21 protein-coding genes and 1 tRNA gene are annotated in these 22,737 nt (G+C 61.3%); 12 read left to right on the top strand and 10 right to left on the bottom strand.

All coding sequences use genetic code 11. The annotated features are described in order from the left end of the window. The first annotated feature begins 118 nt into the window (after positions 1-118). Positions 119-859 (top strand): phosphatase, encoded by a 741-nt coding sequence (locus tag ACEUCR_RS09365; RefSeq protein ID WP_408789619.1) that lies wholly within the window; start codon positions 119-121, stop codon positions 857-859. A gap of 85 nt (positions 860-944) precedes the next feature. Then, positions 945-1,020 (top strand) — tRNA-Thr (locus ACEUCR_RS09360). 160 nt (positions 1,021-1,180) lie between these two features. Here ACEUCR_RS09360 and ACEUCR_RS09355 read toward each other — a convergent pair. After that, entirely contained in the window at positions 1,181-1,582 is a 402-nt protein-coding gene (locus ACEUCR_RS09355; RefSeq protein WP_408774957.1) for a VOC family protein, read from the bottom strand. 67 nt (positions 1,583-1,649) lie between these two features. Beyond that, positions 1,650-2,225, bottom strand: coding sequence for a TetR/AcrR family transcriptional regulator (locus ACEUCR_RS09350; RefSeq protein ID WP_408789616.1), 576 nt, complete (start codon positions 2,223-2,225; stop codon positions 1,650-1,652). Positions 2,226-2,372: 147 nt separating this feature from the next. Between ACEUCR_RS09350 and ACEUCR_RS09345 the strand changes: the two genes are divergently transcribed. The 3 genes from ACEUCR_RS09345 to ACEUCR_RS09335 all read left to right on the top strand — a co-directional run bounded on the left by ACEUCR_RS09345 (position 2,373) and on the right by ACEUCR_RS09335 (position 5,775). Next, on the top strand, positions 2,373-2,903 hold the full coding sequence (locus tag ACEUCR_RS09345) for an HPP family protein (RefSeq protein WP_392444269.1): 531 nt from the start codon (positions 2,373-2,375) through the stop codon (positions 2,901-2,903). Positions 2,904-3,413: 510 nt separating this feature from the next. Beyond that, complete coding sequence (locus ACEUCR_RS09340) at positions 3,414-4,904, top strand: SulP family inorganic anion transporter (protein ID WP_408789613.1); 1,491 nt, start codon at positions 3,414-3,416, stop codon at positions 4,902-4,904. Positions 4,905-4,923: 19 nt separating this feature from the next. After that, positions 4,924-5,775 (top strand): universal stress protein, encoded by an 852-nt coding sequence (locus tag ACEUCR_RS09335; protein ID WP_408789610.1) that lies wholly within the window; start codon positions 4,924-4,926, stop codon positions 5,773-5,775. Between the two features lie 146 nt (positions 5,776-5,921). Here the strand turns inward: ACEUCR_RS09335 and arsB are convergent, their stop codons facing one another. The 5 genes from arsB to ACEUCR_RS09310 form a co-directional block, all read right to left on the bottom strand. After that, positions 5,922-6,998 (bottom strand): ACR3 family arsenite efflux transporter, encoded by a 1,077-nt coding sequence (arsB, locus tag ACEUCR_RS09330; protein WP_408789608.1) that lies wholly within the window; start codon positions 6,996-6,998, stop codon positions 5,922-5,924. After that, positions 6,998-8,236: an organoarsenical effux MFS transporter ArsJ gene (gene arsJ, locus ACEUCR_RS09325; RefSeq protein ID WP_408789605.1), complete on the bottom strand. Its 1,239-nt coding sequence runs from the start codon at positions 8,234-8,236 to the stop codon at positions 6,998-7,000. The genes arsB and arsJ overlap by 1 nt, the downstream gene beginning before the upstream one ends. Before the next feature lie 7 nt (positions 8,237-8,243). Continuing rightward, positions 8,244-9,260, bottom strand: coding sequence for an ArsJ-associated glyceraldehyde-3-phosphate dehydrogenase (locus ACEUCR_RS09320; RefSeq protein WP_408789602.1), 1,017 nt, complete (start codon positions 9,258-9,260; stop codon positions 8,244-8,246). A 10-nt stretch (positions 9,261-9,270) separates the two neighbouring features. Continuing rightward, a complete protein-coding gene (locus tag ACEUCR_RS09315; RefSeq protein WP_408789599.1) occupies positions 9,271-9,768 on the bottom strand; it encodes a phosphatase domain-containing protein in 498 nt (165 codons plus the stop codon). Between the two features lie 75 nt (positions 9,769-9,843). Then, on the bottom strand, positions 9,844-10,212 hold the full coding sequence (locus ACEUCR_RS09310) for an ArsR/SmtB family transcription factor (protein WP_408789596.1): 369 nt from the start codon (positions 10,210-10,212) through the stop codon (positions 9,844-9,846). Between the two features lie 141 nt (positions 10,213-10,353). Between ACEUCR_RS09310 and ACEUCR_RS09305 the strand changes: the two genes are divergently transcribed. Next, positions 10,354-11,088, top strand: a complete 735-nt coding sequence (locus tag ACEUCR_RS09305) for a MurR/RpiR family transcriptional regulator (RefSeq protein ID WP_408747559.1) — start codon at positions 10,354-10,356, stop codon at positions 11,086-11,088. Positions 11,089-11,270: 182 nt separating this feature from the next. Next, positions 11,271-12,707: a 6-phospho-beta-glucosidase gene (locus ACEUCR_RS09300; RefSeq protein WP_392444254.1), complete on the top strand. Its 1,437-nt coding sequence runs from the start codon at positions 11,271-11,273 to the stop codon at positions 12,705-12,707. A gap of 74 nt (positions 12,708-12,781) precedes the next feature. Here ACEUCR_RS09300 and ACEUCR_RS09295 read toward each other — a convergent pair whose 3' ends face one another. Continuing rightward, on the bottom strand, positions 12,782-13,204 hold the full coding sequence (locus tag ACEUCR_RS09295; RefSeq protein ID WP_392444252.1) for a GNAT family N-acetyltransferase: 423 nt from the start codon (positions 13,202-13,204) through the stop codon (positions 12,782-12,784). A 164-nt stretch (positions 13,205-13,368) separates the two neighbouring features. Between ACEUCR_RS09295 and ACEUCR_RS09290 the strand changes: the two genes are divergently transcribed. After that, complete coding sequence (locus ACEUCR_RS09290) at positions 13,369-13,869, top strand: SRPBCC family protein (RefSeq protein WP_408789593.1); 501 nt, start codon at positions 13,369-13,371, stop codon at positions 13,867-13,869. Positions 13,870-14,158: 289 nt separating this feature from the next. Here the strand turns inward: ACEUCR_RS09290 and ACEUCR_RS09285 are convergent, their stop codons facing one another. Beyond that, positions 14,159-15,436 (bottom strand): NAD(P)/FAD-dependent oxidoreductase, encoded by a 1,278-nt coding sequence (locus ACEUCR_RS09285; protein WP_408789590.1) that lies wholly within the window; start codon positions 15,434-15,436, stop codon positions 14,159-14,161. 322 nt (positions 15,437-15,758) lie between these two features. Between ACEUCR_RS09285 and ACEUCR_RS09280 the strand changes: the two genes are divergently transcribed. The 3 genes from ACEUCR_RS09280 (at position 15,759) to ACEUCR_RS09270 (ending at position 20,427) form a co-directional block, all read left to right on the top strand. After that, positions 15,759-17,222: an NAD-dependent succinate-semialdehyde dehydrogenase gene (locus tag ACEUCR_RS09280; protein WP_408789588.1), complete on the top strand. Its 1,464-nt coding sequence runs from the start codon at positions 15,759-15,761 to the stop codon at positions 17,220-17,222. A gap of 139 nt (positions 17,223-17,361) precedes the next feature. Next, the gene (gene gabT, locus ACEUCR_RS09275; RefSeq protein ID WP_408789586.1) at positions 17,362-18,639 is read left to right on the top strand and encodes a 4-aminobutyrate--2-oxoglutarate transaminase; all 1,278 of its coding nucleotides are present in this window, start codon (positions 17,362-17,364) and stop codon (positions 18,637-18,639) included. A gap of 438 nt (positions 18,640-19,077) precedes the next feature. Continuing rightward, positions 19,078-20,427, top strand: coding sequence for an APC family permease (locus ACEUCR_RS09270; protein WP_041993708.1), 1,350 nt, complete (start codon positions 19,078-19,080; stop codon positions 20,425-20,427). Positions 20,428-20,550: 123 nt separating this feature from the next. Here ACEUCR_RS09270 and ACEUCR_RS09265 read toward each other — a convergent pair whose 3' ends face one another. After that, positions 20,551-21,006 (bottom strand): hypothetical protein, encoded by a 456-nt coding sequence (locus ACEUCR_RS09265; RefSeq protein ID WP_162625733.1) that lies wholly within the window; start codon positions 21,004-21,006, stop codon positions 20,551-20,553. 305 nt (positions 21,007-21,311) lie between these two features. Here ACEUCR_RS09265 and ACEUCR_RS09260 point away from each other — a divergent pair, with 305 nt between their 5' ends. After that, complete coding sequence (locus ACEUCR_RS09260; protein WP_041993702.1) at positions 21,312-22,466, top strand: sodium:phosphate symporter; 1,155 nt, start codon at positions 21,312-21,314, stop codon at positions 22,464-22,466. Positions 22,467-22,737 lie beyond the last annotated feature (271 nt).

Genomic DNA, 22,737 nt, shown 5'->3' with positions numbered 1-22,737 from the left:
TGTCAGAGTTGCAGGCATTTGTGACAGAGTATGACAACCCCTCTGCGTGACCCCCTCCCCCCCTTTTTGCTATGCTGGCGCTTCACTCATCGGGCTCTGCTCACCCAGGGGAAACGCCATGAAGTACACCGTCGACACCCATACCCACACGGTCGCCAGCACCCATGCCTACAGCACCATCCATGACTACATCCCCATCGCCAGGGCCAAGGGGATCAAGCTGTTTGCCACCACGGACCATGGCCCGGACATGGCCGATGCTCCGCATTTCTGGCATTTCGTCAATCTGCACGTCTTGCCCAGGGTCGTGGACGGCGTGGGCATACTGCGCGGCATAGAGGCCAACATCAAGAATCTGGACGGGGAGATAGACTTTCCCGAACGCTACGAATCCCGCCTCGACATGATCATGGCCGGCTTCCACGAGCCCGTGTTCCCGCCCTGTGACAGGGCAACCCATACCCAGGCGATGATCAACGCCATCAAGAGCGGCCGGGTCGACATGATAAGCCACCCGGGCAACCCCGCCTTCCCCATCGACATCGACGCCGTGGTGCATGCCGCCGCGCAGTACAGGGTCGCCCTTGAGGTCAACAACTCCTCGTTCAGCCACTCCCGGGCAGGCAGTGAAGAGAACTGCCGCGCCATCGTCGAGGCGGCGCGAGACCGTGGCGCCTATCTGGTCTTCGGATCCGACTCCCATGTCGCCTTCAGCGTCGGCGACTTCGAACACTGCCATCGACTGGTCACAGCAGCCGGCTTCCCCGAAGAGCGGATCCTGGCCCGCTCCCCCCGCGCCCTGCTCGCGTTTCTCGAAAGCCGGGGCAGAGCCCATATCCCGGAATTTGCGGATCTCTGATCAGCCTCGTAACACCATGAGCCGACTCATAAAAATGATTGAGGCACATTGACTTGCCAGGGCATTTTCGGGAATCTAGAGCGACGCCGATATAGCTCAGTTGGTAGAGCAGCGCATTCGTAATGCGAAGGTCAGGAGTTCGATTCCCCTTATCGGCACCAGTTTCCACCCATTGCCCAGCGTTCGATTGTTGCGCGCTGTGTCCTGATTAACTGTCCATCACTCCCGTTATGGAGACGCGGTGCGGGAAAGCCTTAATGGATGGTTCGGGTCGTGCTGACACGGTCAGCACGACCACCCGCCCCGCTTTCATGCCAGCCGTCATTCACCCGCCCAGTAAAACTCAATCCGGATCCCGCTTGGCTCGTAGCACATCATGTGCATGGCTGGCCCCTCCCGGATAAGCGAAGGGGCAAACTCAATATTCACGTCACGAACCGAGAGCCTGTCATGAATCTCAAACAGCGCGGCCTTGCTGTTGACTGAGATGGCCAGATGATGAAGACCTACGTTGCGCTTGCGATCAAAATGGGTCGGCTCATCCGTTTGGGCTGCCCACAGTGTCAGCATGATCGATCCGTCGCTGACAAAGATTGCCGGATAATCATCTCTTCGCCTGACTTCCTGCCAACCCAGCAATGAAGTGAAAAAATGCGCGCTCTCTTCCAGACACATTGTGGTCAAACCAATGTGATTCACCCCTTGCGTCAACGGCAAGCTCATATCCATCTCCTTGATAAAAATATTGAATTGAGTTGTCCGACTTCATGCCTCAGGCATGAACGACAACCTAAGCAGACTTGACTCCATTGTTCGAAAAATCTGCTGCGGCAAGGGCTTGAGCCCCCAAGCGATAGCTCTCCTCGTACCCGGCGACCTCACCAAATTCGGCTCGAATGATCATGCCTTCCAGGAAGGTCATGATCGCCTCTCCTTTTTCCTCCACACCCCTTTCGCCAGGTTCGAAGATTGAGAGCAGCAGCGACTTGAGCCACATTTTATGCTGCACGGCCAATCGCGCCAGGCTCTCGTCATGACCTTTGAACTCGGCAATGGCGTGCATGAACATGCATCCCTTGAAGTTGACGGCTCGAAACCAGTCAAAATGCCAGTCAAGAATGGCATTCAACCGGCTGACCCGACCCGCTTCTCCTGCCACCACAGCGTTTAACTCATCCTCGAATCCTTGATGCCTATGAACCAGGACAGCCTCAATCAGGTCACTCTTGGAGCCAAAGTGTCGGTACATGGATGTCTTAGACACCTCTGCCTTGTCCCGGATCAGATCGACACCCACTGCGGTATAGCCAAACTCATTAAACAGCTCTCCGGCCACGTTTAGGATGTGCTCTTTTTTACTGATCATGGGCCTTGTTCGCTTCCGTCAAATTTCATTATGAGAGTATTGCCACAAAGTGTACAGATCTGTACGATTGCCAGTGATGTACAGATCTGTACACCCAATATACCACAGTTGGCCTGTAATATTCCCATCTCATTCTCGAGGGTAAAAATGAAGAAAATACGCGGCGGGGGGGAATTACCACCCAAACCAACATCCATTCAGCTGATGAAGGGATTTGTCGGCGGCACACTCGGTATTCTGATACTTGGCGTCATGGGGCAAACGACGGGGATACCCTGGTTGATGGCCCCTTTTGGAGCAACGTGCGTGATTTTATTTGCGGCACCAAGCTCCCCACTCGCGCAGCCACGCAATGTCATTGCCGGCCATCTCATTACCTCGACTGTCGGGCTGGCAGCCCTGTATGGGCTTGGTAACTCAGTCTGGGTGATCGCATTGTCTGTCGGTGTCGCCATTATGCTGATGCAATATTTGCGGGCAGTTCACCCACCTGCTGGCGCCAACCCGATAGTGATCATGCTTGCCGGCCAAAGCGTAGTAGGGTTGGACTATCTGATCACTCCGACGCTGATTGGCAGTATTACCCTCGTCATGCTGGCTTCCGTCGTCAATAACTACGGGGAGGAGAGCAACTGGCCTGTCTATTGGCATGGATTTGGCCGTAAAAAGAGGCAATAAAAATGCCCAAGATTGAACTGTCCATTCATTGCGACATACACACAACCGCCGTCGACAATATTGCCACCAAGCCAACAGAACTCACTCGTGACTGACTATGCAAAACGTCTGAGGTAACAGGAATCCATATCAATAGAAATATGAGCCTGTGTGATCTGACGACCATCTCCATACCGACAGCACCGCAGCCCGACAGGGGGTGAACAAACCGCCTTGAAGGCTGGGGACGCCATCAGGCATGCACCACTGCCTTGACTGATTTGCCCTTTCATGGGGTGGCAACTGCTGTTAACATGCCGCCCCTATGTCTATTTTGCGCTCTGGCGTGACCGTCACGCCGCCCTGACCCCGCCTTTCGCGGCGCCTGCCGCCTGACTCTGGTTGTCACAACCGGAGCGTTTTTGTTCATCTGCCATATACCAATACAACTATGCGATCCTGCCCGAGCGCCACCTGACCCCGAGTCTGGACTTGTGGCCATGGATCCTCAACAAGCGAGAAAATCCCCCCATGCTGGAACGTGCAAGACAAGAGTGGTTCTCCAACATACGCGGTGACCTGCTGGCCGGTACCGTGGTGGCCCTGGCGCTGATCCCGGAGGCCATCGCCTTCTCCATCATCGCCGGCGTCGACCCCAAGGTCGGCCTCTATGCCTCCTTCTGTATCGCCGTGGTCATCGCCTTCGTCGGCGGCCGCCCGGGCATGATCTCGGCCGCCACCGGCGCCATGGCGCTGCTGATGGTGACCCTGGTGAAAGAGCATGGCCTGCAATATCTGCTGGCGGCGACCCTGCTCACCGGCCTCTTCCAGATAGCGGCGGGTTACCTGAAGCTCGGCAGCCTGATGCGGTTTGTCTCCCGCTCCGTGGTGACCGGCTTCGTCAACGCCCTGGCCATCCTCATCTTCGTGGCCCAGCTGCCCGAGCTCACCAACGTCACCTGGCAGGTCTATGCCATGACGGCGGCGGGTCTTGGCATCATCTATCTGTTCCCACTCATCCCCGTGGTGGGCAAGCTGGTGCCCTCCCCCCTGCTGTGCATCGTCATACTCACGGCGGTGGCCATTACCATGGGCATCGATATCCGCACCGTGGGCGACATGGGCGAGTTGCCCGATACCCTGCCCATCTTCCTCTGGCCCGAGGTGCCGCTGAATCTCGAGACCCTGACCATCATCTTCCCCTACTCTGCGGGTCTGGCCGTGGTGGGCCTGCTCGAATCCATGATGACGGCGGCCATCGTCGATGATCTGACGGATACCCAAAGCGATCGCAACCGCGAGTGCAAGGGCCAGGGGATCGCCAACATAGGCGCCGGCCTGATGGGGGGCATGGCGGGGTGCGCCATGATTGGCCAGTCCATCATCAACATCAAATCCGGCGGTCGCGGTCGCCTCTCCACCTTTGTCGCGGGCACCCTGCTCATCCTGATGGTGGTGTTCATGGATGAATGGATCCGCCAGATCCCCATGGCGGCCCTGGTGGCCGTGATGATCATGGTCTCTATCGGAACATTTTCCTGGGAGTCGGTGCGCAATCTGAAAACCCACCCCCTCTCCACCAGTATTGTGATGCTGGCCACAGTCGCCGTGGTCGTGGCTACCCATAACCTGGCGCTCGGGGTATTTGTCGGGGTACTGCTCGCCTCCCTGTTCTTCGCCAACAAGGTCGCCCGCTTCATGCTGGTCAAGAGCGACAGCGAGCGCAGCGACGCGGTGCGCACCTATCGGGTGCGAGGCCAGGTGTTCTTTGCCAGCGCCGAGCAGTTCTTCGCCGGCTTCAATTTCAAGGAGGTGGTGGAGAAGGTGGTGATCGATCTCAGCCATGCCCACTTCTGGGACATCACCGCCGTCACCGCGCTGGACAAGGTGGTCATCAAGTTCCGCCGCGAGGGGACCGAGGTGGAGATCATCGGTCTCAACGAGGCCAGTGCCACCATAGTCGACCGCTTCGGGGTACACGACAAACCGGAAGAGGTGGAAAAGCTGCTGGCTGGCCACTGATCACGACAAGGAGTCCAACATGACAAACATTGTTGCCTGTATCGACGGTTCACCTGCCCAGGCGGCGGTGTGCGACGCCGCCGCCTGGGCCTCGACCGGCACGGCGCTGCCGATCACCCTGCTGCATGTATTGGAAAGAAACGAGTTTGAAGGGGAGAGCGACCTCTCAGGCGCCATCGGTCTGGGCAGCCGTGAGCACCTGCTCAAGGAGCTGGCCGAGCGGGATCATCAGCGCAGCCGTCTGGCCCAGGAGCAGGGTCGCCTGCTGCTCGAGAGCGCCAAAGACTACCTGACCGAATCGGGGGTAACAGAGGTCGAGACCCAGCAACGCCGCGGGCAGCTGGTGGAGGCCGTACAGGCGCTTTCACCCGGGATACCCATGATGATCCTGGGTAAGCAGGGCACTACCCACGTCCGGGACCATGCGCTCCTCGGCAGCCATATCGAGAGCGCCATTCGCACCCTGGACAACCCCATCATGGTGGTGCAGCCGGGCTTTGAGGCGCCGAGCCGCTTCCTGTTCGCCTATGACGGCAGCCAGAGTGCAAACAAGGTGTTGGCGCTGGTCGCCAGCAGCCCGCTGCTCACGGGGCTGGCGTGCGATCTGGTGATGGTCGGCGAGCCGAGTGACGAACACGAGCGCCAGCTGGTGCAGGCCAGGCAGGTGTTGGAGAGTGCGGGATTCGAGGTAAACGACCGCCTGCTGCAGGGGGAGGTCGCCCCGAGGATCTGCCAGCATGCCGCCGAGGGGGGGCTCACTCTCATCGTCATGGGAGCCTATGGCCACTCACGGTTGAGGCAGTTCATCGTTGGCAGCACCACCACGGCAATACTGGCAACCACCAGCGCAGCCGTGCTCTTGCTGAAATAAAGAACGAGGGGGTGGCCATGGCCACCCCCCCTTCTTCATGATACGGGGCTCACTCCCTCGTCACCCGATGCGCCGCCCTTGTGCATCCACCACCCGCTCCCCATCCTCCTTGCTGAAGGCCCCGCGCTGGGGCTCGGCGGCATCACTCATGGGTGCGCTTTCGCTTTGCCATAACTGCGCTTCATGCGCAGGGCCACGTTGACCAGGGCGATCAGCACGGGCACCTCCACCAGCGGACCTATGACGCCGGCGAAGGCCTGATCCGAACTCAAGCCAAACACGGCGATGGAGACTGCAATGGCCAGCTCGAAGTTGTTGCCGGTGGCGGTAAAGGCGATGGAGGCGTTCTTGTCATAGGGAATGCCCAGCGTCTTGCCCACCAGGAAGCTGGTGAAGAACATCAGCACGAAATAGACCACCAGAGGTACTGCAACCCGCAGCACATCCATGGGCAGCTCGACTATCATCTCCCCCTTGAGGCTGAACATCAGCACGATGGTGGCCAAGAGGGCAATCAGCGTGATGGGGGAGATGGCCGGAATGAAGCGCTCGCTGTACCACTTCTCCCCCTTGGCCTTGACCAGATAGTGACGGCTCAAAAAGCCTGCCAGGAAGGGAATGCCCAGATAGATCAACACGCTTTGCGCGATATCCAGCATGGTGATGTCCACCGCGAAGCCCTGCAAACCGAACAGCGGCGGCAGCACGGTAATGAACAACCAGGCCATGAAGCTGTAGGTGAGGATCTGAAACGCGCTGTTGAGGGCCACCAGGCCAGCACCGTACTCCTTGCTGCCGCCGCCGAGATCGTTCCACACCAGCACCATGGCGATGCAGCGCGCCAGGCCGATCAGGATGAGGCCCACCATGTAGCCCGGCTGATCATGCAAAAACACCAGGGCGATGACGAACATCAGGATGGGACCCACCAACCAGTTCATCACCAGTGAGAGGGTAATGGCCTGACGGTCGCGTGTCATGGTGCCCATGGTGGCGTAGTTCACCTTGGCGAGCGGCGGATACATCATCAGGATGAGACCGATGGCCAGCGGCACATTGGTGGTGCCAACCGACATGGCCTCATTCCACTGGCCCACCTGGGGGAAGAGATAGCCAATGCCCACCCCTATGCCCATGGCGGCGAAGATCCAGAGGGTGAGATTGCGGTCGAGAAAACCCATTTTTTGGCTGACGGGCAGATCGCAGCAGGCATTACTACTCATCAAGAGGCTCCCTGAGAGGATGAAACGGGCGGCTGATGGCGGGGCAAGCCGATTGAAATCAGCGCCGCCAACAGGACAAAGAGGGTGGAGATCCAGAGGCAGGCCTCCAGACCATAGAGCTGGAATACCAGCCCGGAGAGCAGGGTGCCGAGCAGGCGCCCCAGGGCATTGGCCATGTAGTAGAAGCCCACATCCAGCGATACCCCGTCAGAGCCGGCGTAGCTGACGATGAGGTAGCTGTGCAGGGAGGAGTTGATGGCAAACAGGGCGCCAAACACCATCAAGCCACCTACCAGGCTGATGGCCGGATGCAGATCGACATGCAGCGCCAGGGCAATCAGAGCCGGGATCAGGGCCAGCACCAGTGCCCAGCCCATGGCGACCTTGCCATCGGGTACCCGACCCTCTCGCTTGCCGGTAAAGCGCGGCGCCTGGGTCTGCACCACGCCGTAGGCGATGATCCAGAGCGCCAGGAAGCCCCCCACATACCAGTGATCCCAGCCAAAGGTGGAGGCGAGGTAGACGGGCAGCGCCACCACAAACCAGACATCGCGGGCACCGAACAGGAACAGGCGGGCGGCGGAGAGGTAATTGATGGCGCGGCTCTTGGAGAAGATCTCCCTGAACCTGGGCTTGCTCTTGGCTTTGCCGAGATCCCGTTTCAGGGTCAGCATGCTGACGCCCCACACCAGCGCCAACGCCAGTGCCATGACCAGCACGGCCCCCTGAAACCCGAGCAGGGTCAACAGGGCGCCACCAAGGAAAAAGCCCATCCCTTTCAGGGCATTCTTCGAGCCGGTCAGGAGGGCCACCCACTGGTAGAGCTGACCCTGCGCCTCTCCCGGCACCAGCAACTTGATGGAACTCTTGGCACTCATCTTGTTGAGGTCTTTGGCTACTCCCGAGAGCGCCTGGGCGCCCATCACCCAGGGCACCGTCAGCCAGAGCGGCGGCACCAGCAGCATGCCCAGCGCCAGCACCTGGAGGGCGAGGCCGATATTCATGGTGCGGTTGAGCCCGAGGCGAGCCCCGAGCCAGCCCCCCACCAGATTGGTGACCACCCCGAAGATCTCGTAGAAGAGAAACAGGGAGGCAATGGCCAATGGGCTGTAACCCAGCCCATGGAAGTAGAGCACCACCAACATGCGCAGAGCGCCATCAGTCAGGGTAAAAGCCCAGTAGTTGCCGGTCACCAGCAGATACTGGCGAGCCTCGGGGGAGAGTCGGGTCAGTGCCATGGCCGGGTTATCCTTGCGCCTTGTCCATTTGACCGACCATGCGCATCAGCTCGGCGGTGCGGTTGGCATAGCCCCACTCGTTGTCATACCAGGCGTAGATCTTCACCTGGGTGCCGCTCACCACCATGGTGGAGAGTGCATCTATGGTGCAGGAGCGCGGATCCGTCTTGTAATCCACTGACACCAGGGGGCGCTCTTCATAGCCCATGATCCCCTCGAGCTCGTTCATGGCGGCAGCCTTGAGCAAGCCATTGACCTCGGCTTCTGTTGTGGGGCGATTCACCTCGAACACGCAGTCGGTGAGGGAGGCGTTGGCGAGCGGCACCCGCACCGCATGACCGTTCAGCTTGCCCTTGAGCTCGGGGAAGATGTGGGTGATGGCAGTGGCAGACCCCGTGGTAGTGGGGATGAGGCTCAGGCCGCAGGCGCGGGCGCGGCGCAGATCAGCATGGGGAGCATCCAGAATGGTCTGGGTGTTGGTGATGTCGTGAATGGTGGTCATGGAACCGTGCTTGATGCCGAGCTGCTCGTGGATCACCTTCACCACGGGCGCCAGACAGTTGGTGGTACAGGAGGCCGCCGTCACTATGGGGTGCTGCGCCTTGTCATAAAGATGGTGGTTGACCCCCATGACGACGTTGAGGACCCCCTCTTCCTTGACCGGGGCGGTGACCACGACGCGCTTCACCCCTTGCTCCAGATAAGCATTGAGCAGGGCCTTGGTTTTCATCTTGCCGGAGGCCTCGATCACCACATCACAACCGGACCAGTCGGTCTGAGCTATCTCTTTGTTGCGAGTGCAGAGGATGCGATGGTTACCGATCACCATCTCGTCTCCCTCGGCGCTGGCTTCATGGTGCCAGCGGCCATGGACCGAATCGAAGGTGATGAGGTGTGCCAGAGTGGCGGCATCCCCAGCCGGGTCATTGATTCGTACAAACTCCACATCCGCCCAGTCAAAGGCGGCGCGAAATGAGAGACGGCCCATGCGGCCAAACCCGTTGATACCCACTTTGATGGTCATGCTGTTTTCCTTAACCGGCGAATGAGTAGTGGTTGTTGAGGTAGTCGAGGTGCGCTGCCAATGTCAGTGCCTTGGGGCGCAGCCCTTGCACCAGCGTCTTGACAGCGGTGGGGGCGTAACCCGCCTCCAGCAGCAGGATGGCCGCCATCAGTCCGGTCCGTCCCGAGCCGCCACGGCAATGAATGGCCAGGGTCTGGCCCGCCGTCAGTCGCGCCAGCAGACCCGCCTTGTGGCTGGCAAAGGCTTCGGCAAACGGCGCCTCGGGGGCGCAATCGTCCTCTACCGGTAGCTGGAACCAGGCCAGCCCTAACGCCTCGCACTCGGCGGGCAAGGCATCGGCCTTGAACTTCGTCAGCTCGGCATTCGGCATCAGGGTGATCACGGCATCCGCCCCGGCGGCTTGCAGCGTCTTGAGGGAGTCCTGCAAGGAGTCCTCCCTGGTGCCGGGACAGGGGGTGAAGACAAGGTGGGCGCCATTATCCAGGTTCAGGATGTCAAAGGGGTGCATGTTAAAACGACTCCATGTCTCGTCAGGATGGGAGGGGGAATGTGGGGCTCGGCATGCAGCGATGCCGGGCGGGCGTCAGCACGACTCGTCGCAACAGGGCGAACGCGGCTGAGCATTGGTGCCCTGGGGATGGATCTCCGCCAGACCGCAGGCCTCCGGATGACCGGCGCAGCACTCCTCGGTGAGGTAACCGATAAGGCTCAGCATCAGGGGAATGTTGGCGCGATAGCGCAAGAAACGTCCCTCCTGCTCCACCGAGAGCAGGCCCGCGTGCAGCATGGCCTTGAGGTGAAACGACAGGGTGTTGGGGGCTATGTCCAGCTCGCTGGCAAGCTGGCCGGCAACCTGACCCTCCAGTCCAGCCTTGACCAGCAGGCGCCACACATCGAGGCGAATGCCGGATGCGAGGGACTCGAATACCTTGGTGGCGATTTCTTTGTTCATCTGGAACCTCTGCAATCATTTCATTGATTCAACTATACAAGAGTAGTTGAAATGATCAAACTCCCCTCCCCAGGTTCCAATTTACAAGGGGAGACATCATTGCCATCATGCCCCCTTCCGGCACTCCAGCGAGCGGCACCCATGATGTTCAATCACCTCTCCCTCTCCACCTTCAACGAGCTGGAGCTGATGGTCTACCACTATGTCATCAAGCACAGGGAGCAGGTCCCCTTCATGCGGATCCGCGAGCTGGCAGAGGCGGCCGGGGTCTCGACCACCACTGTGCTGCGTTTTTGCAAGAAGCTGGGCTGCGAGGGTTTCTCCGAGTTTCGGATCCGCTTCAAGCTCTCCCTGGAGCAGGAGGCCCAGTCGGTCGCCCGCTTCGGGGTCAACGAGCTGATGAGCTTCTTCAAGAGCATCAACAACCCCGAATTCGAAGCCCTGATCGACCAGGCCGCCGCCCTGGTCGCCAATGCCGATCGGGTCTTGTTCGTCGGGGCGGGCACCTCTGGCTCCCTCGGCAAATACGGGGCCCGTTTCTTCTCCAACGTCGGCAAATTCAGCAATCATATCGACGATCCCTATTACCCCATCAGTACGGACACCTTCAACAATGCGGTCGCCATTATTCTTTCCGTCTCGGGGGAGACGCCGGATATTTTAAAACTGGCGCAAAATTTCAGTTTTCATAAATGCAGACTCATCAGTATCACCAATAGCGAGACCTGCTCCCTGGCCAAAATTGCCGATTTCAATCTCTCCTATCATATGCCGCAATTATTGGTGGGACAGCAGCACGATATAACGACCCAGGTACCGGTCCTGTATATTCTCGAGGCCATTGGCAGGCGTCTGACCGCCCATTCAATCCCTTGAAAACAAGTTGTTTTTTCGGTGTGACAGGTCACGAAATGCCTGTCTCGTTATATCGTGACTTTCTTGTTTGCTTTGCTAACCTCTTGCCATCTCACCTCGTCCCCAGCCCGGGCCCGGCTCGGTATCTCGCGGCGAGGTATGGCCAAACGACGCCATATTGGCGCCTTTGAGGAGAGCAACCAATGACACGGCAAGGGTTACCGAAAGAGTTTCTGTGGGGGGGCGCAGTCGCGGCCCATCAGGTGGAAGGCGCCTGGGATCAGGGGGGCAAGGGCCCCAGCATAGTGGACGTGCTGACCAGTGGCGCCCACGGGGTCGACCGTATCATCACGGACGGCATACTGCCCGGCCACCACTACGGCAACCACGAGGCGGTGGATTTCTATCACCACTACCCCCAGGACGTGGCCCTGCTGGCCGAGATGGGCTTCAAATGTTTTCGCACCTCCATCGCCTGGTCGCGCATCTTCCCAAAAGGGGACGAGCTCACCCCCAACGAGCAGGGTCTGCAATTTTATGACGACCTGTTCGACGAGCTGCTCAAGCACGGCATAGCGCCCGTCATCACCCTCTCCCACTTCGAGATGCCCTGGCACCTGGTCAAGGAGTACGGCGGCTGGAAACATCGCAAGCTGGTCGAATGCTTCGTGCGCTTTAGCGAGGTGGTGATGCGCCGCTACCGGCACAAGGTCAAATACTGGATGACCTTCAACGAGATCAACAACCAGCGCAACTGGCGCTCTCCCCTGTTCGGCTACTGCTGCTCCGGCGTCGTCTACACCCAGGAGCCGAACCCGGAGGAGTGCATGTACCAGGTACTGCACCACCAGTTCGTGGCCAGCGCCCAGGTGGTCAAGCTGGGCCACGAGATCAACCCCGACTTCCAGATCGGCTGCATGATCGCCATGGTGCCCCTCTACCCCTACTCCTGCCACCCGGATGATGTCATGTACGCCCAGGAGGCGATGCGCGAACGCTTCCTGTTCAGCGACGTCCACGTGCGTGGCGCCTACCCCGCCTACATCCGCAAGGAGTGGGAACGCAAGGGTTACCAGATAGTGATGGAACCCGGCGACGAGCAGATACTGCGGGAGGGCTGCGTCGACTACATAGGCCTGAGCTACTACATGAGCAACGCGGTGCGCGCCCATCACCAGGGTAGCGGCAACGCCCTCTCGGGCTTTGAGGGCAGCGTGCCCAATCCCCACGTCAAGGCCTCCGACTGGGGCTGGCAGATAGATCCGGTCGGCCTGCGCTACAGCCTGAACATCCTCTACGAGCGCTACAACAAGCCCCTGTTCATCGTCGAGAACGGCTTCGGCGCTCTGGATAAGCCGGGGGATGAGGGCGAGGTGCAGGATGACTATCGCATCGACTACCTCAGATCCCACATAGAGCAGATGAAGAAAGCCGTCATCGAGGATGGGGTCGAGCTGATGGGCTACACCCCCTGGGGCTGCATCGATTGCGTCTCCTTCACCACGGGGGAGTATCGCAAGCGCTACGGCTTCATCTATGTGGACAAGCACGACGATGGCAGCGGCAGCCAGGCCCGCAGCAAGAAGAAGAGCTTCCACTGGTACAAGGCAGTGATTGCCAGCAACGGCGAGACTCTCTGAGGCCAGGCCGTGCCCCTGCATGCAAAAGGGTTACCCCAGGGTAACCCTTTTCGTTTGCATCCCAAGGCAACCCCTCAATAGAGGCAGAGCCTGCGCCAGGGGCCCGTCACCTCGCACAGGCCCGTCTCCTCGGTCGGCTCCCAGCCGAGCCGGCGATAGAAGGCGATGGCCGTGGTGTTATGAACGGCCACCTTGAGGGAGACCGGCCTTGGCAGCTCGGCCAGCGCCCGCTCCAGCAGAGCGCGTCCCACCCCCTGGCCATGCCAGTCGGCGGAGACATAGAGGTGATGAACGAAGCGCTCCGGCGCCCAGACGGCGATGAAGCCGCAGGGGCTGCCCCCCTGCTCCGCGACCCAGACCCGCTCGCCACGGGTCTGCTCGGCAAAATCCGCCAACGCAAATTGCGAAGGCTCTACCCAGTGAAACGTCTGACGACGCCCCTTTTGAAACAGATGGGACAAGGCTGTCACATCCGCCTGTGTCATGGCTCTGATCATCGGCCTCTCTCCCTCGCATCACACTCTGCAACGTGCCGCCAGCCATCAGCTTACCCCAGCCAGGTGACAGGTTCCGGTTCCCCCGCATCCGCTGCTGTTAATTTGAACAACGGGCGGGCTATACTGCCCGGGTCCCGCCTACGGATAAGTGAGGTTGACCGACCATGGATAACAAGCAGATTGAAGGTAACATCTTTATTCCGGCTCACCTAGACGATGTCTGGCATGCCTGGACCACGGAGAGCGGGCTGCGCAGCTTCCTCGCCCCCGAGTGTCTGGTGGTGGCCGAGCCCAATGGCCCGTTCGAGATCTATTTTCGCCCCGATGCCCCCCTTGGCGAGCGCGGCAGCGAGGGGTGCCGGGTCATGGCCGTCATGCCCCATGACCTGCTCAGTTTTAGCTGGAACTTCCCCCCCCACCTGCCCCATGTACGTCAGCAGAAGACCCAGGTCAGCCTGCGCTTCGTACCCGAAGATCAGGGTACCCGCCTCCATCTGCTGCAAACCGGCTGGGCCAACGACCCGGACTGGGACGAAGGTTACGCCTACTTTCGCCGCGAATGGCTGGAAACCGTGCTGCCCCGCCTGCAATACCGCTTCACCCACGGCCCCATCGACTGGCACAACCCCCCCAGCGGTCAGCAGCTCAAGTCCCTGGCGCAATAAGACCGCCGCTCTTGCATGACAACGACACCGCCCAACGGGCGGTGTTTTTAGTCATCAGAACAAGGTTCTGACTCGCTCTCCCCCGCGAACGGGGCATATTTTTATCTCCTCCCCCTTTCACCATGGCGAGGATCTTGGGAGGGAGATCTTGGGACACCCACCTTTTTCACCCACCTTTTTCAGCGCCGCGTTCAAGCCCGACTCGCCGCAGCCACCTTGAACAACCATGAAAAAAGCCAAGGCCACCCCGGGGTGGCCTTGGTTGTTGGGTAGCCAAAAAAGAGTCGGCTTACACCCCCAAGCGGTCGCGCAGGGTATACCAGGCGGCGCCGGCGGCGGTGAAGGGGATGCGAAACAGGCGCCCCCCGGGGAAGGGATAGTGGGGCAGCTTGGCGAACGCATCGAAGCGCTCCGCCTGGCCGCTCAACACCTCGGAGAGCAGCTTGCCCGCCAGATGGGTGCAGGTGACGCCGTGGCCACTGTAACCCTGCATGTAATAGATGTTGTGGCCGATGCGACCAAACTGCGGCAGCCGCGACAGGGTGAGCAGGAAGTTGCCGGTCCAGGTGTACTCCACCTTGACGTCCGCCAGCTGCGGGAAGGTCTTGAGCATCTTGGGGATGATCAGCCGCGCTATGTCCGCCGGATCCCGCGCCCCATAGACGACGCCGCCACCATAGAGCAGGCGGTGATCCCCTGTGGTGCGGTAGTAATCGAGCAGGTAGTTGCAATCTTCCAGGCAGTAGTTTTGCGGCAGCAGGGAGCGGGCCCGCTCCTCCCCCAGCACCTCGGTGGCGATCACCTGGGTGCCGCAGGGCATGCTCTTGCCGGCAAGCTCGGGCACCAGGTTGCCCAGATAGGCGTTGCCGGCCACCACCACGAAGCGGGCCTTCACCGCCCCCCTGGCGGTCTTGACCAGGGCAGGCTGGCCCGGGGTGATGCTGGTGACGGCGGACTGCTCGAAGATCTTGCCCCCCTGCATGCGGATGGCTTCCGCCTCCCCCAGCGCCAGGTTGAGGGGGTGGATATGGCCGCCGCGCTTGTCGAGCAGGGCGCCGACGTAGCGATCGCTTGCCACCACCTCGCGCACCCCGTCGGCATCGAGCAGTTCCAGCTTGTCGTTGCCCCATTGCTGCCAGCGGGCGTATTGGGCCTTGAGCTCATGGAGCTGCTTCTCGGTCTCGGCGGCGAAGACCCCGCCCTGCTGCAGGTCGCACTGGATGTTGTAGCGCTGGATGCGCTCGCGGATGATGTCGCCCCCCTCAAACAGCATGGAGCCGAGCAGCCTGGCCTGATCCGGTGGGCAGTTCGCTTCTATGGTGTCGATGTCGCGGCTGTAGGAGTTGACTATCTGGCCGCCGTTGCGACCGCTGGCGCCAAAACCGACCCTGGCCGCCTCCAGCACCACCACCTTGTAGCCCTTCTCCACCAGATGCAGGGCGCTGGAGAGGCCGGTATAACCCGCCCCTATGACGCAGACATCGCATTCGAGCTGCTCATCCAGGGTGGGAAAAGGCGCATGCTGGTTGGTGCTGGCGGCGTAGTAACTCTTCACATGTTCGGTCATGATCCCTCTATCCTCACACGGCTTGACTTGATGAGTGACGAGAAGGGCCTTGCCTGGCCGCTTCCCGGGGGCAACAGGGGCGCCGAGCGAACCAGGCCAGTCATCCAGCCCGTTCATTATTTTGCACACCCAAGCCCGCAACTTGTGTCTCTGGCACCACTTCTAGCACGCCATCACCGCCCCGGGCAACCGCATTTAACACTTGAAAAACAAAACGGCGGCCATTATGGTCATCCAGTGCTTATTATTCTATACAGCCTGATGTCCCGAACCGGGCCCTGAGTCCAGGCCGGGATCTCCCGAATCCACCGCCGAGGCCCCCATGTCACACACAGCCCAGCTCGCCCCCCTGACTCACTCCCTTGCCTATATAGATGGTCGCTGGTGTCAGGCCCACAGCGGCCGCCAGTTCGAGGTCAGCAACCCCGCCACCGGGGAGCTCATCACCCGGGTGCCGGACATGGACGGCGCCGATGCCCAGGCCGCCATCGAGGCGGCCCACGCCGCCCAGCCGGCCTGGGCCGCCCTCACCGCCAAGGAGCGCAGCGCCAGACTCAGCCGCTGGTATGAACTCATCATGGCGCACCAGGATGAGCTGGCACGCCTGATGACCCGGGAGCAGGGCAAGCCCCTGGCCGAGGCCAGGGGCGAGGTCGCCTACGGCGCCAGCTTCATCCAGTGGTTCGCCGAGGAGGGCAAGCGCGCCTATGGCCGCACCATTCCCGGCTTTAGCGGCGACCGCCGCCTGGCCACCATCAAGCAGCCGGTCGGGGTGGTGGCCGCCATCACCCCCTGGAACTTCCCCATCGCCATGATCACCCGCAAGGCAGGCCCGGCACTGGCCGCCGGTTGCACCATCGTCATCAAGCCTGCCGCCGAGACGCCCCTGTGCGCCCTGGCCCTGGCCGAACTGGCCGAGCAGGCCGGGATCCCGGCCGGGGTGCTCAACATAGTCACCTCCCATCAGGCCGCCGCCGTGGGGGACGAGTTCTGCGCCAATCCCCTGGTGCGCAAGCTCTCCTTCACCGGCTCCACCCGCATCGGCAAGCTGTTGATGCGCCAATGTGCCGACACCATGAAGCGGCTCTCTCTGGAGCTGGGCGGCAATGCCCCCTTCATCGTGTTCGACGATGCGGATCTCGACGCCGCCGTGGCGGGGGCCCTGGCCTCCAAGTACCGCAATGCGGGTCAGACCTGCGTCTGTGCCAACCGTATCCTGGTGCAATCTTCCGTCTACGACGCCTTCTCCACCAGACTGGCCGAGGCCGTGCGGGCCTTCAAGGTGGGGGACGGTCTTGGCGAAGGCACCCAGATTGGCCCCCTCATCAACCAGGCGGCCGCCGACAAGGTCGCCAGCCTGGTGGATCAGGCCAGGGCCGCCGGGGCCCAAGTGCTGGTCGGCGGCGAGGCCCATGAGGCCGGCCCCCTCTTCTACCATCCGACCATCTTGGCCGAGGTCAGGGGCGACAACCCCATACTGCAGGAGGAGATCTTCGGCCCGGTCGCGCCCCTGGTACGCTTTGAGAGCGAGGATGAGGCGATCGCCCTGGCCAACGACACCCCCTATGGGCTGGCGGCCTACTTCTATGGCCGCGACATAGCCCGGGTGTGGCGGGTCGCCGAACGCCTCGAATACGGCATGGTCGGCATCAACGAGGGGATCATCTCCACCGAGCTGGCCCCCTTTGGCGGTATCAAGGAGTCGGGACTGGGGCGGGAAGGGGCGGCGGAAGGGCTCGACGAATACCTGGAAACCAAGTATCTCTGCTTCGGCTCCATTGCATAAAAACTCAAACAAATAGATATTAAATTCAATCTTGCGGCAACAATCCGCCAGCGAGAGAGGACAGCACCAAGGACGGGAGCCGGTATTCAGCCTGCCGGCCCAGGTTTAGCCGGGGCAAGCCCCGAAGGGAGACAATCAGATGAGTAACCAATCCTGGCAGGCGCGCCGCGAAGCGGCCGTGGTCAATGGCGTCGGCACCCTGATGCCGGTCTTTATCGACAAGGCGCACAACGCCGAGTTGTGGGATGTGGAGGGCAACCGCTACATCGACTTTGCCTCCGGCATCGCCGTGCTCAACACAGGCCACAACCACCCCAAGGTGGTGGCGGCGGTGCGCGAGCAGCTGGAAAAATTCAGCCACACCTGTTTTCAGGTGACCCCCTACCCCGGCTATATCGAACTGGCCGAAAAGCTCAATGCACTGGTGCCCGGCCCCAGCCCCAAACGCACCCTCTTCCTCTCCACCGGCGCCGAGGCGGTGGAGAACGCCATCAAGATAGCCCGCGCCCACACCGGCCGCAGCGGCACCATCGCCTTCAAGGGGGGCTTTCACGGCCGCACCATGATGGGAATGGCGCTCACCGGCAAGGTGGTGCCCTACAAGACCGGCTTCGGCCCCTTCCCGGGAGAGGTCTATCATCTGCCCTTCCCGAGCGATTACCTGGGGATGAGCGAAGCCGACGCCCTGGGAGCGCTGGATCTCTGCTTCAGTGCCGACATAGAGCCCGGCCGGGTCGCCGCCATCATCATAGAGCCGGTGCAGGGTGAAGGGGGCTTCTATGTCGCCTCCCCCAGCTTCCTGCAAGCCTTGCGCAAGATCTGCGACCAGCACGGCATCCTGCTCATCTGCGACGAGATCCAGAGCGGGTTTTGTCGCACCGGCAAGACCTTCGCCACCGAATACAGCGGCATCGAGCCCGACATCATGACGCTGGCCAAGAGCCTCGCGGGCGGTTTCCCGCTCTCGGCCGTGGTGGGCAAGGCGGCGGTGATGAACGCCGCCAAGCCGGGAGGACTCGGCGGCACCTATGCCGGCTCCCCCATCGCCTGCGCCGCCGCCCTGGCGGTACTGGACGTCATCGAGGAAGAGCAGCTCAACCAGCGGGCACTGGCCCAGGGGGAGCAGCTCAAGGGGCGGCTGCACCAGCTGGCCGAGCGGTTCGACTGCATCGGCGACATCCGCGGTCCCGGGGCCATGGTGGCCATGGAACTGGTCAAGGGGCGCGATGCCAGCCAGCCCGATCCCGAACTCACCAAACGGCTGGTGGCCGAGGCGGGCAAACGGGGACTGGTGCTGCTCTCGTGCGGGGTGCGCGCCAACGTCATCCGCTTCCTGGCGCCCCTCACCGCCGCCCCGGCACTGATCGACGAGGGACTGGACGCCCTGGAGCAGGCCCTGGCCGCCGCCCTGGCATAAGCCAGGCCCAAGACCCGGCGCTCGACTGAGTATTTGCCCCAGGGCAAGTCTCTGAGCGCAAAGTGGATATATCCATTATCCCGGGCGACCATGGCTTGTCATCCCCCCGCATCTGGGGCAAAATGCGCGCCGCTAAAATAACCGACTTGGTTGCCAAGTCGGTTATTTCATTTTGTTGTTTTATCACCAATCCGAGGCCGGGCCTTTTTCCCGGAAATGATACCCGGGGTCGCACGCACAGATGGCGCGAACCCACCCATGAATTTATGCCGCTATGAGGAACAAGATGGGGCTCTCTTTCACTTCGTCTCCGCTCGCCGGAGTCCGTCTTGGCAACACGATTGCCAGCGTCCGCACCACTCCCGTGAGTGGCTGCCCGTTCAGCCCCCTGGCGTCTCGCCATGGCAGTGCCCTCGTGGCCGTGCGGGAGGTGTGCTGATGTCCAACGCCCCTGTTCGCCTCAAGAAGAGCCTCAAGCTGTGGCAGGTCGTGGTCATCGGCCTCGCCTATCTGACCCCCATGGCGGTGTTTGACACCTTCGCCATGGTCTCCGACATCACCAGCGGCCATGTTGCCACCTCCTACCTGCTGGCCCTGGCCGGGATCCTGTTCACCGCGTTCAGCTACGGCCACCTGGTGCGCAAATATCCCTCCGCCGGCTCCGCCTACACCTATGCCCAGAAGACCTTCCACCCCTATGTGGGCTTCATGGTGGGCTGGTCCTCCCTGCTCGACTATATGTTCATGCCGATGATCAACATGCTGCTGGCCAAGATCTATCTGACCGCCATGTTCCCCGGGGTGGAGCCCTGGGTCTTCATCTTCGGCCTGGTGAGCGTGATGACCCTGCTCAACCTGAGGGGCATCAACCTGGTGGCCAATTTCAATGGCCTGATCGTGCTGGTGCAGGTGGCCATCATACTGGTGTTCCTGGCCCTGATGGCCCATGCCGTCTACTTCGGCGAAGGGGAAGGCACAGTGCTGAGCAGCCGTCCCTTCTACTCGGATCACACTGCACTGCTGCCGCTCTTTACCGGTGCCACCATTCTCTGCTTCTCCTTCCTGGGATTCGACGGCCTGAGCTCCCTCAGTGAAGAGACCCCCAACGCCGGCAAGGTGATCCCCCGCGCCATCGTGCTGACCGCCCTCATCGGCGGCATCATCTTCGTGCTGGTCTCCTACTTCCTGCAGCTCTACTTCCCGGATATCTCCCGCTTCAAGGAGCCCGATGCCGTGCTGCCGGAGATCGCCCTCTACGTCGGCGGCAAGCTGTTCCAGAGCGTGGTGCTGGTCAGCACGACCGTGGCCGTGCTGGCCTCCGGCATGGCGGCCCACGCCGGGGTATCGCGCATCCTCTATGTGATGGGGCGGGATCGCATGATCCCGGAGCGGGTGTTTGGCTATGTCCATCCCACCTGGCGCACCCCGGCCATCAACGTGCTGCTGGTGGGTGCCCTGGCCCTCTCCGCCGTCTCCTTCGATCTGGACATCGCTCTGGCCCTGGTCAACTTCGGTGCCCTGGTGGCCTTCACCTTCGTCAACCTGTCGGTGATCGCCCAGTTCTGGGTGCGCGAGCAGCGCAACAAGTGCCTCAAGGATCACCTGATCTACCTGCTGCTGCCCCTGCTCGGTGCCGCCACCCTGGGAGCCCTGTGGATCAACCTGGAGCAGAGCTCCCTGGAACTGGGCCTCATCTGGGCTGGCCTTGGGGTGGCCTATCTGCTGCTGCGTCTGGCGGTATTCCGCATCCCCTTCCGTCAATACGAGGAAGCGGCGGACGGTCAGTAAGTCCGATGGCCATACAAAGAGGGGAGCTAGATGCTCCCCTCTTTCTATTCTGCTCCGGCCGATTGTGTTCCGGTCGATGGTGTTCTGGCCGATTGCGCCGCCAGGTCACCGACGAGCCGATGCTCAGTAGATGCCCGATTTACGCAGCACGGCCCTGCCTGCCGCCTGGGCCGGATCCGCCACCGCATCTTCGACCCGCGCCTTGGTGTTGCGAGCCTTGTTGTAGGCCTCGTCCACCCCAGTGGCCTGGGCCGCCTTGCGCCTGGCGTAATCGGCAGGATCCTCCACTGCATCTTCGACCCGCGCCTTGGTGTTGCGGGCCTTGTTGTAGGCTTCGTCCACCCCAGTGGCCTGGGCCGCCTTGCGCTTGGCGTAATCGGCGGGATCATTGACGACATTGTCTACCCGCTGCTTGGCACTCGCCGCGGAACAGCGACTGTTCACTCCGGTCGCACTGTTGACGGCAGAACCGATCGCGACTTGCTCGGCGCTGCAGCCGGCAGAGAGGGGATTCGCCTGGGATGGCAGGGAGAACAGGGCCAAGGGAAGGAGAAGAAGGGACCAGGGTTTCATGATCATGACAGACTCACCATTGCTAATAACATGACCAGACAGTCTACCCCTGCCAGGAGGAGAGTGTTACCAGAACCCCTGTCACCTCGCCATTCACACGTCAGTTTCTAACGCGGCGCACTGCCACGTCAGTCATATGAGCTAAAAACAGGTCAATTTTCAGCATAAATGCACCACCAAACCCCCTCAATGGGTCGCTGTCATCAAACCATCATCAAATCGTCACTTTGTCATATTTCTGTCATAGAGCCTTGCTTAAATGCGCGGGTCTACTTCAACCCAGAACGGTATTACCGTCCCCAAGAGGCGATATGCAACAGACGCAATCCTTGCCACAGCAGCGCACCTCCACCCACAAGTCGCTGTTCAACTGGCTCACCGTGATCGCACTGGTTTACACCATACTGGTGGCCGTTGGCGCCGTCTCCCACGGCTTCAAGGGCTTCTCCGGCGGTGCCGATGGGGCGGCCCAGATCTTCGCCTTCGCCAACAATCCCTTCGTCGCTCTCTTGCTCGGCATCCTGGCCACCGCCCTGGTGCAATCGTCCAGTACCGTCACCTCGGTGATCGTCGGCCTGGTGGCCGGTGGCCTGCCGATGGCCATGGCGGTGCCCATGATCATGGGGGCCAACCTCGGCACCACCATCACCAACACCATTGTCTCCCTGGGCCATATCCGCGACAGGGCCGAGTTTCGTCGTGCCTTCGCCGCCGCCACCGTCCATGACTTCTTCAATCTGATGGCGGTCTTCATCTTCCTGCCTCTGGAGCTGATGTTCGGCCTGCTGCAACACTGCGCCGAGGCCATCTCCCATCTGCTGGTCGGTTCCGCCGACATGTCGATGAAGGGGGTGGACTTCATGAAGCCGCTGACGGCCCCGGCCATGCAGCTCATCGATGGCGCCGTCGCCTTCCTGCCCGGCAAGGGGCCCGCCCTGGCCACCATCGTCATCGGCATCCTGCTGATCCTGGGCTCGGTCACCTACCTGGGCAAGGTGCTGCAAAAGGTGCTGGTCGGCCGTGCCAAGGCGCTGTTGCACAAGGCCCTGGGCCGTGGCCCCCTCACCGGCATCGCCTCCGGTACCCTGGTCACCATCATGGTGCAGTCCTCCTCCACCACCACCAGCCTGATGATCCCCCTGGCGGGAGGCGGTGTCTTCACCACCCGCCAGCTCTACCCCTTCACCCTGGGGGCCAACATAGGCACCACCATCACGGCCCTGCTGGCGGCCACCGCCATCGGTGGCAGCGGTGCCGAACTGGCGCTGACCATCGCCCTGGTCCATGTGCTGTTCAACCTGTTTGCCGTGGCGCTCATCTATGGCGTGCCCTTCCTGCGCGAGCTGCCCCTCAAGGCCGCCGAGTGGCTGGCCCGGGTCGGCAGTGAAAACAAGATGCTGGCCCTGGGTTATGTGGGGGGCCTCTTCTTCGCCCTGCCCGCCCTCATGATGATGGCCAGCAGATAATGGCGTAGTCGGGAATGGGGTAGTCGGAAATGGGTAGCCCCCTCGCCTGCCCCACCCATCTCGATGATGGCCAGCAGATAATGGCATGGGGAGCGAATACAGCATTCGCTCCCCGTTTTTTGCCAGCCCTGTCCCCCCTGATTATGCCCGGCCGAGCACATTCAGGGAGCCACGCCCTGTTCACCCACCTTTGCCAGCCCTGTCCCCCCCTGATGATGCCCGGCCGACCACATTCAGGGAGCCACGCCCTATTCACCCACCTTTGCCAGCC

Source organism: Aeromonas bivalvium (assembly GCF_046078285.1).
Classification (GTDB): domain Bacteria; phylum Pseudomonadota; class Gammaproteobacteria; order Enterobacterales; family Aeromonadaceae; genus Aeromonas; species Aeromonas bivalvium.
Note: the sequence above shows the minus strand (reverse complement) of the source record. Positions and strands in the feature narration are given on the sequence as shown.